This is a genomic window from Deinococcus radiotolerans (genome assembly GCF_014647435.1).
In the GTDB taxonomy this organism is placed as follows: domain Bacteria; phylum Deinococcota; class Deinococci; order Deinococcales; family Deinococcaceae; genus Deinococcus; species Deinococcus radiotolerans.
In genome coordinates, this window is sequence record NZ_BMPE01000024.1 from 38,599 (window position 1) to 50,127 (window position 11,529).

Genomic DNA, 11,529 nt, shown 5'->3' on the forward strand with positions numbered 1-11,529 from the left:
GCATGATCTGGGAACTTCCCGTCGTCGCACTGAGAAATATCGTGATCCTGCCCGGCGTCACCATGAACGTCGACGTGGGCCGCCCCAAGAGCAAACGCGCCGTGGATGAAGCGCAGGCCAGCGACCGCCGCGTCCTGCTGCTCACCCAGCGCGACGCGCGCACCGATGACCCCACCCGCGCTGAACTGTTTGACATGGGCGTCCTGGCCGTCATCAAGCAGGTCGTGCGCATGCCCGACAACACCTACCAGGTGCTGATCGAGGCGCAGGAACGCGCCGCCGTGCTGGACGAGGTGCCCAGCGCCTACATGCGCGTGCGCGCCGAGACCCGCCCCGCCCCGGCCGATGAGAGCCGTGAAGTGCAGGTCCTGATGGGCGAGATCAAGTCGGCCTTCGAGGAGTACCAGCGCCAGAACAAGAACCTGCGCCTGGATAACTACCAGCTGGAGGGCATCAAGGCCCTGACGGACGGCGGCGCGCTGGCCGATCAGGTGGCGCACCACGCCACCTGGACGCCTGAGGAGAAGCAGGAGATCCTCTCGGCCGTGGGCCTGCGCGAGCGGCTGGAGGCGACCCTGAAGTTCCTGTCGCGCGACACCGAGCGTTTCAACATGGACAAGAAGATCGCGGGGCGTGTCAAGGAGCAGATGGACGCCAACCAGCGCGAGTACTACCTGCGCGAGCAGATGAAGGCCATCGGCAAGGAACTCGGCGGCGGCGAGGACGGCCCGGCCGAGGTCGAGGCGCTGCGCGAGAAGATTGAGGGCGCGGGCATGCCCGACAGCGTCAAGGACAAGGCCCTCAAGGAACTCCAGCGTCTGGAACGCACGCCCGGCGGCAGCCCCGAGAGCACCGTCGTGCGCAACTACATTGACTGGCTCGTGGACGTGCCCTGGAGCAAGCGCGACGAGGAGATCCTCGACATCGCCCGCACCCGCGAGATCCTCGACGCCGACCACTACGCGCTGGGCGACGTGAAGGACCGCATCCTGGAATTCCTGGCCGTGCGTCAGCTGACCCAAAAGCCCGAGGAGACCGAGGAGGCCCGCAAGGAACGCACTGCCGAGGAACGCACCGATGACGCCGAGCTGCGCGCCCCGATCCTGGTTCTCGTGGGCCCTCCCGGGGTCGGCAAGACCAGCCTGGGCAAGAGCATCGCCCGGTCGCTGAACCGCAAGTTCGTGCGCATGGCGCTGGGCGGCGTGCGCGACGAGGCCGAGATCCGCGGGCACCGCCGCACGTACATCGGCTCGATGCCGGGTCGGATCATCCAGGCGATGAAGAACGCGGGCGTGACGAACCCCGTGATCCTGCTCGACGAGATCGACAAGATGAGCAGCGACTGGCGCGGCGACCCCAGCAGCGCCATGCTGGAAGTGCTCGACCCCGAGCAGAACCACACCTTCCAGGACCACTACCTGGAAGTGCCGTACGACCTGTCGCAGGTCATGTTCATCACGACCGCCAACAGCCTCCAGACCATCCCCCGGCCCCTGCTGGACCGCATGGAGATCATCAACATCCCCGGCTACACCCAGGTCGAGAAGGTCGAGATTGCCAAGCGCTACCGCGTGCCCCGGCAGATCAAGGCGCACGGCCTGACTGGCCGCCTGGAGGTCACGGACGCCGCGCTGAACCGCATCGTTGAGGAGTACACCGCCGAGAGCGGCGTGCGCAACCTGGACCGTCAGGTGAGCAAGCTGGCCCGTAAGGCCGCGCGTGAACTGCTCGAAAGCCCCTGGGAGGGCGTGAAGGTCATCGACGCGGCGCAGGTGCCCGACTACCTGGGCGTGCCGCTGCACCGCCCGGACAAGATGGAGAAAGAACCCCAGGTGGGCGTCGCGCAGGGCCTCGCCTGGACCAGCGTGGGCGGGACCATGCTGCTCGTGGAGGCGCTCGCCACCCCCGGCAGCGGCAAGATCGTCATGACCGGCTCGCTGGGGGACGTGATGAAGGAGAGCGTGGGCGCGGCCATCGCGTACCTGCGCGCCCACGCCGCCGAGTACGGCGCGGACCCTGACTTCCACAAGACCATGGACCTGCACGTGCACTTCCCGGACGGCGCCACGCCCAAGGACGGCCCCAGCGCGGGCATCACGATTGCCACGGCCGTCATCAGCGCCATCACCGGGCGCCCGGTCCGCATGGACGTCGCCATGACTGGCGAGATCAGCCTGCGCGGGCGCGTGCTGCCCATCGGTGGCGTGAAGGAGAAGCTGCTGGCCGCGCACCAGGGCGGCATCCGTGAGGTGATCGTGCCCAAGGACAACGAGCCGAACCTCCAGGACGTGCCCGAGAGCATCCGCGGTGAGCTGCGCATCCACACCTTCGAGCGGGTGGGTCAGGTGCTGGACCTCCTGCTGCTGCCCAAGCCGCAGGGCGAGAAGGGCAACATCCCGGTGCCCATGAGCAAGAGCGCCACGCAGCCCGGCGCGTAAACCAGAGCAGGCAGGCGCGGCGCGCGGGCATCAGTCCCGCAGCGCCGCGCCTGCCTCCTGCTATGGAACCCGCAGGGTCTTGCAGATCTCTGTGGGGCGGTCCACGGTCGGGGCGTTGAGGGCCACGATCTTCTTCTCCTTCACGCCCACGTAGCCCAGGCAGCGGGCCAGTTCCTGCAGGTGCTCCGGCGTCTGCGTGTACTTCACGGCGTCCTGCAACTCCTCGATGTCGCGTTCCAGTTCACGGGTGCGTGCCTGCGTGGCCTGGGTGTCGCGGGTCCAGGTGCTGGTGCGGTACAGGCTATGGCCCAGCTGGAAGGTCAGCTGCACGATGCCCAGGGCCAGCAGGGCGCTGGCGATCATCATGCTCAGCGGCAGGCGTTGCAGGCGCCGCCACCAGTCGCGCCGGGGCGGTGGTGGGGGGGGCAGGTCGGTCACGCCGCGCAGCATAGCGTCCGCCCGTGACGGGCAGGTGGGAAGGCGCGGCCAGCCTGGGGCTGGTGCGACTAGACTGGGCCGCATGAGTCAGTCTTCTGCTGTCACGCCCGCCACCTCGCGCCTTCCGGCGCTGAACTGGGGGGACGCGAGCCGGTCCGTCATTCAGCTGCGCTACGGGGACCTGGACGCCATGGGGCACGTGAACAACGCCCGCTACGCGGAATTCCTGGAGGTGGGGCGCATGGCCCTGGGCCGCGAGGTGGGCGGCGGGGCTGACGACCGCTCGGTACTGGCGCGGCTGGAGATCGATTACGTGCGTGACATCCGGCAGGGGCAGGAGGTGACGGTGGAGACGCTGGTGGAGCGGGTGGGCCGCACCAGCTGGACGAGCGTGGCGCTGATCCTGGCGGACGGGGTGCCGTGCGCGTTCGCGCGTTCGGTGCAGGTGCGGGTGGATGAGCAGGGTGCGCCGCGCGCGCTGCCGGAGGATTTCGCCGCGCGGGTCGCGCACCGGAGCGTGCGCTGAGATGGCGGCCTTCGAGGACCGCGTGCTGTACCAGGGGGACCCGTGGGTGCGGGTGGATACGCTGCCGCGCCTACTGGCCGAGGGCTGGCGCCGCACCCTGTCGGACGGCGGGGTGGTGAGCGTGGTGCGCACGCCCTTTCAGTGGTCGATGGGCAGCCCGGTGATTGAGATCGAGACCGGCGGGTACATGGGGGACGTGGGGCTGTACGTGCCGGAGGTGCAGCTGCCCGAGGCGCTCTCGCTGCTGGGCCTAGATGAGGAGGACCTGGAGGGCGCGACCCGTGCAGAGGACGCGGGGGCGGGTGGGGGTCAGGCGGGGTAAATTGCAGGGACAGGTCTCCCCCGCCCGGAACGGCCGGTTCCGGCGTGATTTCGCGTTCAGCTCCTCGTCTGGAAGCGCTTCCTGTTCGGCGTGTGCTTTCCTTTTCTCCTTTCACTTCTTTCGGAGGTCCCATGACCAACCCTTCCATCGAACCCCTCAGCATCGGCATTGACGTGGGCGGCACCAAGATCGCCAGCGGCGTCCTGCGCGGCGACGAACTGCACAGCCCCCACGTGATCCCCACCCCGGACACCGGCTGGGAAAGCGTGCTCGACGCCGTTGCAGGTGAGGTACGCCGCCTGCAGGATCAGTACCCGGAAGCCCGCCTGATCGGCGTGGGCATCCCTGGCCCGCTGAACGCGGACCGCACCCGCGTGAAGTTCGCGCCGAACATCTACGGCTTCACGGACGTGCCCATGGTGGACGGCCTGCGTGACCGCCTGGGGCAGCGCGTCGTCCTGGAAAATGACGCGAAAGCCGCCGCGCTGGCCGAGGCGCACCTGGGCGCCGCGCGCGGCGCCGAGAGCAGCATCTACGTGACGGTCAGCACCGGCATCGGCAGCGGCATCGTCCTGAACGGCCGCATCTGGCGCGGCCGGCACGGCATTGCCGGGGAGATCGGGCACATCACGGCCCTGCCGGGCGGCCCGGTCAGCGGCGCGGGCCTGGACGGCGCCCTGGAGGCCGTGGCGAGCGGCACCGCCATCGCCCGGGACGCCAGTTTCGCCCTGAACCGCGACGTGAGCACAGCCGAGGCCTTCCAACTGGCGCAGCAGGGCCACCCGGCCGCGCGGCGCGTGGTGGGGCAGGCGCTGCGGCACATCGGCATTGCGCTGGCGGACCTGCAGAAGACCATCGACCCGGAAGTGTTCGTGCTGGGCGGGGGCGTGGCCAGCGTGGGGGATTACTTCTTCCACGGGGTGCAGGCCGCCGCGGACGAGTACGCGCAGGGCTTCGCGCCGGTCACGATCCGCCGCGCGCAGCTGGCCGGGAACGCCGGCGTGATCGGCGCGGCGCTCGCCGCCCGCCACGGGTAACAGTCCAGGATCAGGGCTCTGCGGGCCGCCAGGGCAGGACTGTCCGGCGGCCCGCCGCCTCGTTCACGGGACGTCGTCCAGGTCCAGTTCCGGGACGTTCCCGATGGGCAGCTGCACGTGGGCGGTGGTGCCCCGGCCGACCTCGCTGTCCAGCCAGATGCGCCCCCCGTGGGCGTCCACAATGCCCCGCGCGATGCTCAGCCCCAGCCCCGCGCCCCCCTGGTCACGGCTGCGGCTGTCCTCCAGGCGATAGAAGCGGTCGAAGAGACGCTCCAGCTGCCCCTCTGGAATGCCCGGGCCGTCATCCTGCACGCTCAGGCGAACCTCCGGCCCGGCGCGCTCGCTGCGCAGCGTGACGGTCTGCGCGCCCGCCTTCAGGGCGTTGCTGACCAGGTTGATCAGCACCTGTTTCAGGCGGTCGGCATCGCCCTCGAACGGCACATCCTCTCCGGCGCTGGTCAGGGTGGTGTGCTGTGCCTGCGCCAGCGGCGCGAGCTCCCGCACGATGTCCGACAGGAACAGGGCCGAGAGGATCGGTCCGCGCTGCAGGGTCAGGGCTCCGCTGTCCGAGCGGGCCAGTTGCAGCAGGCTGGCGATCAGGTTGGTCAGGCGTTCAGATTCACTCTGAATGATCTTCAGGCTCTCTTGCTGCTGCCCGGTGGGGTTCGTGCGGCGCAGCAGGTAACTGGCGTGCCCGCTGATGGCCGTGACCGGCGTGCGCAGTTCGTGGCTGGCGTCACTGGTGAAGCGCCGCTGCGCCTCAAAGCTGCCTTCCAGGCGGCCCAGCATGGCGTTCAGCGCGGTCGCCAGGGATTCCACCTCGTCCCCCGTCTGCGGGACGGGCACACGCTCGGTCAGGTTCTGCCCGCCGATGCGTTCCGCAGCGCGCTGCACGCGCCTGAGGGGCAGCAGCGCCTGCCCGGCCAGCAGGTATGCGCCTGTCCCGGCGGTCGCCAGTCCCGTCAGGAACAGCAGCATCACCACCTGCCGCAGGTCGTCCAGCGTGGCCTGCACGGTGCTCAGGCTGCGGGCCACGTACACGATCCCCAGCGAGGGCTCGGCCTGCAGGCTGCCCAGCGCGGGGTCTCGGGTGGGTTCCGTGGTGGTCAGCGGGCCCAGCACAACTAGCAGACGCATCAGGACGGGTTCGCGGTTGGGCGCGTCGGCTATCAGGCGGTTGAGGTACAGGCGGCCGTCGGTGGCGTCGATCAGGCGTTCCATCTCGCCGTCCGTCAGGGTGATAGGCCGCTGGATGTCCACGGCCAGCGAGCGGCGCGTCTGCTCGCGCAGCACCTTCAGATTCAGGAACAGCTGCCCGCGCGCGTCATCCGTCTGGGCGCTGGCCAGATCATCAATCAGGCTCTGGCGGCTGTAGAAGGTCAGGTCCTCGACCGCCAGACTGGAATTCGGAAAGTAATAGCGGGCCAACAGTTTTGCCTGACCGATCTCGTTACCGATCTTGTTGAACGCACCGCTGCTCTGCGCGCCCTGCTGCTGCTTGTCAGTAGGCAGGGTGGTCTCATCGTTCGGACCGATGGGTTTGATCAGGTAGGTCACGAACTGCTTGTAGGTGTTGTTCAGTTCGCTGTCCAGGCCACTGATCAGGTTGACGCGCATCATGTACAGCGTGATGACGCCCACCCCGGTCAGCAGGAAGGCCAGCAGCGCCGTGTAGAACAGCGTGAGGCGCCAGCGCAGCGTCACGCGGCACTCCGGTGGGTCTCTCGGATCATGCCGGGCAGTCTAGAGGCCCGGCGCATGAGGGACACACCCCCGGGCACAGAGCGGTTACTCCTCGCGCAGCACGTAGCCCACGCCGCGCACCGTGTGAATCAGGCGGCGCTCCCCGCCCTCTTCCAGCTTGCGGCGCAGGTACCCGATGTACACATCCACGACGTTGCTCCCACCGGTGTACTCGGGCCAGACCTTCTCCTCGATCTCGAAGCGGGAGAAGACCTTGCCCGGGTTGCGGGCGAGCAGTTCGAGCAGTTCGAACTCCTTGGCCGAGAGTTCCACCCGGCGGCCGCCGCGGAAGATCTCACGGCCATCCAAGTTCATGACCAGGTCGGCCACGCGGACTTCACCGGTCACGGCGGGGTTCACACGGCGCAGGTGAGCGCGCACGCGGGCAAGCAGCTCCTCAATGGAGAACGGCTTGATCAGGTAGTCGTCGGCACCGCTGTCAAGGCCCTCGACCTTGTCCTGAATGCCGTCTTTGGCGGTTAGGATGATGATGGGTGTGTTGCTGGTCTTGCGGATGCGCCGCGCGACCTCCAGACCGTCGAGGACAGGGAGCATCAGGTCGAGGATGACGAGGTCGGGGTTGACTTCACGGAATTTGGACAGACCGGTGACGCCGTCGAAGGCGACCTCCGTGGCGTAGCCTTCAGCGGCGAGTTCAAGTTCGATGAATCGAGCGATGTCTTTCTCATCCTCGATGACTAAGACCAGTGGCTTGCGTTCCATGCGAGCAGTCTATGGACCGTTCTCATGAGAAGGCGTCCTGGGCGCTTAATCAACTTTCATGCGCGCGTCGATGTGCGTGCCGCGCAGCTGGTAGGCCGTGCAGCTGGGACCGAAGCCGGCCAGGGCCAGGGGCGGGCAGCTCTGAACGGGGAGGTGGGGTGCGGTGCGCCGCACGTCCTCGCAGATGAGGGTCTGGCCGGTTGCGGCGGCGTCACACAGGCGGCGGGCGTAGTTGACCGGCAGCCCGTAGGCACTCAACTGACCACCGACGGGGCCCATCAGGACCGGGCCGCTGGAGATTCCGGCGCGCAGGCGCAGCGTCTGACCCAGGTAGGTCGCCACCGCGAGGCGTGAGGCGCGCTCATGCGCTTCCTGCGCGGCCTCACATGCCTGCGCGGCCTGCGCGGCGGGCCACCAGGCCAGGACAGCGTCGCCCTGATGCTGCAGAACTTGGCCGCCCCGGGCTTCCATGATGAGGATCATGACCTGTACGAACTCCTGCATCAGGGTCATGTAGCTGCCCAGCGAGAGGGCCTGCGCCATGCGGGTGCTGCCGACCAGATCCACCAGCACCATGCAGGCGGGAATCGACTGGTCCTGGGGACCGGGGAGGGGCAGCAGCTGATCGCTCATGGGGATGACCTCATGATGATTGACGATGAGCAGAAAAGGAAGCTTATTTCATTTTGACGTTAAAGTGAAGTTTTAAACAGCAATTCAAAACCCGTTACTCCGCGAGGGACACACAGATGGGGGCACCGAGCGCTGGAAGCAACCGATCGACTCCGCCAGAAGCGAGCAGAGCCGCCTACACCACCACAAAGCCGTGCAGGGGAGGCACCGTCCGGAAGGTCACCGTATCCCCGACCTGCACAGCAGGCAGCGGCGCAAACGACCCCAGCACTAGCGGCAGGCGCGCCCGCACCACCAGCACCTGCCGCCAGACCTCCAGCACCACCCCGTGTCCCTCGATGCCCGACACACCCAGCACCTGCAACTGCTCGGAGCGGTCCTCACGGTCCGTCAGGGACCGCAGGGACCCGTCCTCCAGCACGCCATGCACCACCAGCCGCGCCGGCCCTGGCTGCGCCGCGTACGGACCGCTGCGGTCAAAGACGTACAGGACCCGCCCCGCCACCCCGAACTCCAGCAGCGGACTGCCCTCCCGCGCCGGGTAGAGCGTCCCCTCGGCTGCAAACCCGGCGTACCGCGCCGCGAATTCCCGCTCCGAGGTTTCCAGGGTCACGCCCGCCCGCGCCGCTTCCGTCATGCGCGCCAGTCTAGCGTTCACGCCCGCCAGTCAGTCCCCGCGCCTCCAGGGTGCCCAGGTCCGGCCGCCCGATCCCCGCTGCGTCCAGCAGCGCGTCAGCCCGCTCCAGCGCGAACGTGCCCTCCACCTCACGCTGCACGTGAATCAGGCACAGCCCCTGCAGGCGCTCCAGCCGGGCCCACGCCACACTGCCCGGCAGCTCGGCGTCGCGCGCGCGGGCCAGCAGCACCGCCGCCCACCGCTCATCCCCCTCCACAAAGGCCTGCGCGGCGTCCAGCGGTATCCAGTCCAGTCCCTCCGGACCGGGGCCGGTCAGGTCAGGGTGCGCCACGTCACGTCCACCACCACGCCCACCAGCATGGTCAGCGCCAGCCACATGTTCGCGTCGAAGAAGGCCACGTTCACCCGCGCCAGATCATCCGGATTCACGATTCGGTGCTCGAACAGCAGGATGCCGCCCATCGCCAGCGCCGCCAGGTAATACCAGAAGCTCGCACCCGTCAGCACCCCCACGAGCAGCAGCAGCGCGAACGTCAACGCGTGACTGACCGCAGCGATCCGCAGGGCCCGCGGAATCCCGAAGCGCGCCGGGATGCTCCTGATCCCGTTCGCCACGTCAAAGTCACGGTCCATCGTCGCGTAGATTACGTCCAGACCGATCATCCAGAAGATCACGACCGCCCACAGCGCCCACGCTGGCGGGGCGAACTCACCCGTCACCGCAATCCAGCCCCCGGCGGCCGCCGCGCCGTCCGTCACGCCCAGCCACGCGTGACACAGCCACGTGAACCGCTTCGTGTACGGATACCCGATCAGGAACACCACGGCCAGCGGCAACAGCGCCAAGCACAGGGGATTGAGCTGCGCGGCCGCCACGACCAGCACCACCAGACTGACGACCACCAGTGCCCACGCCTGCGCCGGGCTGATCTTCCCGCTCGGTACCTCCCGCCCCGCCGTGCGCGGATTGCGCGCGTCAATGAAGCGGTCAATCACGCGGTTGGCGCCCATTGCAGCCGTGCGCGCCGCGGCCATCGCCACCGTCACCCACACCAGCACGTGCCAGCCCGGCCAGCCCGTCCCGTTCTCCTGCATGCTCGCCAGCAGCATGCCCGCGTACGCGAAGGGCAGGGCGAACACCGTATGCTCGAACTTCACCAGATCCAGGAACGTCTTCACGCGAACGCCACTCACAATGACGCAGCATACGCCCCCGCCGCGCCTCCAGGCGGAGCGCAGCCACGTTCTCGCTCCCCACCCCCGAACCACCAGAATGTGCGTGCGCTGCCACCTCCACACAACACCCCGCACGCCCACCTGAACTCTGCTATAGTTCACAACGCGCGTTCGACGGGAGAGCACACGGTCACGAGGCGTAGCGCAGGCCGGTAGCGCACTTGGTTTGGGACCAAGGGGTCGCAGGTTCGAATCCTGTCGCCTCGACCACCCCCCCCCGACGACACGACGCACCAGCGGGATTGGTGTAGTGGTAGCACAGCAGCCTTCCAAGCTTCTGGCCTCGGTTCGAATCCGTGATCCCGCTCCAGGAAGGCTCCCCCCCGGGAGCCCTTTTTCATGCGCCCTTAGCTCAGCTGGATAGAGCAACCGCCTTCTAAGCGGTCGGTCGCAGGTTCGAGTCCTGCAGGGCGCGCCACGCATCACCCCTCCCCCACCGGGCGGAGGGGATTTTGCTGTCCCCTGATCCTCAGGGAGAGGGACATTTCGCGCAGCGGGGCGCGGCAGCATGAGCAGTGATGTCCGCCCCGCGTTCCCACCCCACCTCAGCTGCGCAGACCGAAGCCCTGGACTTCCTGACGCTCTACCACGCTGAGACCAGCACGCCCGGCATGCGGGCACGGCTCGCTGAGGTGCGCCGGACGGGCCACATGCACCTCAGCACGGCGGAACTGACTCATGGGGCGCGGGTGGCGTGGCGCAACAGCACCCGCTGCGTGGGCCGACTGCCCTGGAAGACGCTGGACGTCCGGGACCTGCGCCACGTGACTGAGCCGGAAGAGGTCTTTCTGCACCTGCTCTCGCACCTGCGCGGCGCGTTCAACGGCGGGCGCATCCGGCCCACCATGAGCGTGTTCGGGCCCGGCGTGCGCGTGCACAACGATCAGCTGATCCGCTACGCCGGGTACCGTCAGCCGGACGGCACGGTGATCGGCGACCCGCAGAACGCTGACCTGACCGAGCATCTAAGGCGCCTGGGCTGGGCTGGCGGTCCGGGCACCGCGTTTGACATCCTGCCCCTGGCGATCGAGGGAGCAGGCCGGGTGGCGCTGTTCCACCTGCCGCCTGACGCCGCGCAGGAGGTCGTGATCACACACCCCACGAACCCGGAACTCAGCGCGCTGGGCCTCCGCTGGCACGCCCTGCCCGTAATCAGCAACATGACGCTGGACATCGCGGGCCAGACCTTCTCGTGTGCCCCCTTCAACGGCTGGTATCTACAGACGGAGATCGCCGCGCGCAACTTGGCCGATGAGGAGCGGTACAACCTGCTGCCCGCAGTGGCAGCCGCGCTGGGGCTGGACTCGAGTTCCCGTCGCTCTCTGTGGCAGGACCGGGCGCTGCTGGAACTGAACGTGGCGGTCCTGCATGCTTTCGACCAGGCCGGGGTGCGGATCGCCGATCATCACGGCGTGACGGCGCAGTTCGTGCATTTTGAGGAGCAGGAACGCCGCGCTGGCCGGGCCGTGCGCGCCCGCTGGTCCTGGCTGATTCCACCCATGTCTCCTGCAACGACGCCTGTCTGGCGCCGCTCGTACCGGAGTGTGGAGGAGCGCCCGAATTTCACGGTGCAGACGCCCCCCTGGCATGTGGCCCGGCCCGGCGTGTGCCCGTTCCATTCCTGAACATGCCACTCCACTGACTCTGGGCGTTCGCAGGACCGAAATACAAAAAGAGCGCCCCAGACCGAAGTCCGGGGCGCTCTTGAACGCATCTGGTGTGATGAACGTGACCTGTAGAAAGGAGGTGATCCAACCGCACCTTCCGGTACAGTTACCTTGTTACGACTTCACCCC

Annotated in this window: 12 protein-coding genes, 3 tRNA genes and 1 rRNA gene; 8 read left to right on the forward strand and 8 right to left on the reverse strand. The window is 68.1% G+C overall.

The window, feature by feature from the left end; translation table 11 throughout:
- The first annotated feature begins 2 nt into the window (after positions 1 to 2).
- Positions 3 to 2,438 carry an endopeptidase La gene (gene lon / locus IEY63_RS20040; protein ID WP_189070775.1) on the forward strand — a complete coding sequence of 812 codons (2,436 nt, stop codon included), beginning with the start codon at positions 3 to 5 and terminating at the stop codon, positions 2,436 to 2,438.
- 60 nt (positions 2,439 to 2,498) lie between these two features.
- Here the strand turns inward: lon and IEY63_RS20045 are convergent, their stop codons facing one another.
- Entirely contained in the window at positions 2,499 to 2,876 is a 378-nt protein-coding gene (locus IEY63_RS20045; protein WP_229784826.1) for a cell division protein FtsB, read from the reverse strand.
- An 82-nt stretch (positions 2,877 to 2,958) separates the two neighbouring features.
- Here IEY63_RS20045 and IEY63_RS20050 point away from each other — a divergent pair, with 82 nt between their 5' ends.
- The 3 genes from IEY63_RS20050 (at position 2,959) to IEY63_RS20060 (ending at position 4,761) form a co-directional block, all read left to right on the forward strand.
- The gene (locus IEY63_RS20050; protein ID WP_189070777.1) at positions 2,959 to 3,402 is read left to right on the forward strand and encodes an acyl-CoA thioesterase; all 444 of its coding nucleotides are present in this window, start codon (positions 2,959 to 2,961) and stop codon (positions 3,400 to 3,402) included.
- A 1-nt stretch (position 3,403) separates the two neighbouring features.
- A complete protein-coding gene (locus IEY63_RS20055) occupies positions 3,404 to 3,724 on the forward strand; it encodes a hypothetical protein (protein WP_189070778.1) in 321 nt (106 codons plus the stop codon).
- 131 nt (positions 3,725 to 3,855) lie between these two features.
- The gene (locus IEY63_RS20060; RefSeq protein WP_189070779.1) at positions 3,856 to 4,761 is read left to right on the forward strand and encodes an ROK family protein; all 906 of its coding nucleotides are present in this window, start codon (positions 3,856 to 3,858) and stop codon (positions 4,759 to 4,761) included.
- 63 nt (positions 4,762 to 4,824) lie between these two features.
- On the opposite strand, the gene IEY63_RS20065 is transcribed toward IEY63_RS20060, so the two are convergent.
- From IEY63_RS20065 to mqnP, 6 genes are all read right to left on the reverse strand, one after another.
- Positions 4,825 to 6,465 carry a sensor histidine kinase gene (locus tag IEY63_RS20065; protein WP_229784827.1) on the reverse strand — a complete coding sequence of 547 codons (1,641 nt, stop codon included), beginning with the start codon at positions 6,463 to 6,465 and terminating at the stop codon, positions 4,825 to 4,827.
- A gap of 84 nt (positions 6,466 to 6,549) precedes the next feature.
- Positions 6,550 to 7,227 (reverse strand): response regulator transcription factor, encoded by a 678-nt coding sequence (locus tag IEY63_RS20070; protein WP_010887388.1) that lies wholly within the window; start codon positions 7,225 to 7,227, stop codon positions 6,550 to 6,552.
- Positions 7,228 to 7,272: 45 nt separating this feature from the next.
- The gene (locus IEY63_RS20075) at positions 7,273 to 7,860 is read right to left on the reverse strand and encodes an adenylate/guanylate cyclase domain-containing protein (protein ID WP_189070780.1); all 588 of its coding nucleotides are present in this window, start codon (positions 7,858 to 7,860) and stop codon (positions 7,273 to 7,275) included.
- Between the two features lie 175 nt (positions 7,861 to 8,035).
- Positions 8,036 to 8,497: a hypothetical protein gene (locus IEY63_RS20080; RefSeq protein ID WP_189070781.1), complete on the reverse strand. Its 462-nt coding sequence runs from the start codon at positions 8,495 to 8,497 to the stop codon at positions 8,036 to 8,038.
- Between the two features lie 10 nt (positions 8,498 to 8,507).
- Positions 8,508 to 8,828, reverse strand: coding sequence for a hypothetical protein (locus IEY63_RS20085; protein WP_189070782.1), 321 nt, complete (start codon positions 8,826 to 8,828; stop codon positions 8,508 to 8,510).
- Positions 8,810 to 9,691 carry a menaquinone biosynthesis prenyltransferase MqnP gene (gene mqnP / locus IEY63_RS20090; protein WP_189070783.1) on the reverse strand — a complete coding sequence of 294 codons (882 nt, stop codon included), beginning with the start codon at positions 9,689 to 9,691 and terminating at the stop codon, positions 8,810 to 8,812. Before mqnP ends, IEY63_RS20085 begins: the two co-directional genes overlap by 19 nt.
- Positions 9,692 to 9,866: 175 nt before the next feature.
- Between mqnP and IEY63_RS20095 the strand changes: the two genes are divergently transcribed.
- The 4 genes from IEY63_RS20095 to IEY63_RS20110 all read left to right on the forward strand — a co-directional run bounded on the left by IEY63_RS20095 (position 9,867) and on the right by IEY63_RS20110 (position 11,358).
- A tRNA-Pro gene (locus IEY63_RS20095) sits at positions 9,867 to 9,943 on the forward strand.
- A 26-nt stretch (positions 9,944 to 9,969) separates the two neighbouring features.
- Positions 9,970 to 10,043: transfer RNA gene (locus IEY63_RS20100), tRNA-Gly, on the forward strand.
- A gap of 31 nt (positions 10,044 to 10,074) precedes the next feature.
- Positions 10,075 to 10,151 (forward strand) — tRNA-Arg (locus IEY63_RS20105).
- 100 nt (positions 10,152 to 10,251) lie between these two features.
- Positions 10,252 to 11,358 carry a nitric oxide synthase oxygenase gene (locus IEY63_RS20110; RefSeq protein WP_189070784.1) on the forward strand — a complete coding sequence of 369 codons (1,107 nt, stop codon included), beginning with the start codon at positions 10,252 to 10,254 and terminating at the stop codon, positions 11,356 to 11,358.
- 114 nt (positions 11,359 to 11,472) lie between these two features.
- On the opposite strand, the gene IEY63_RS20115 is transcribed toward IEY63_RS20110, so the two are convergent.
- Positions 11,473 to 11,529: ribosomal RNA gene (locus IEY63_RS20115) — 16S ribosomal RNA — on the reverse strand; the annotation flags it as partial.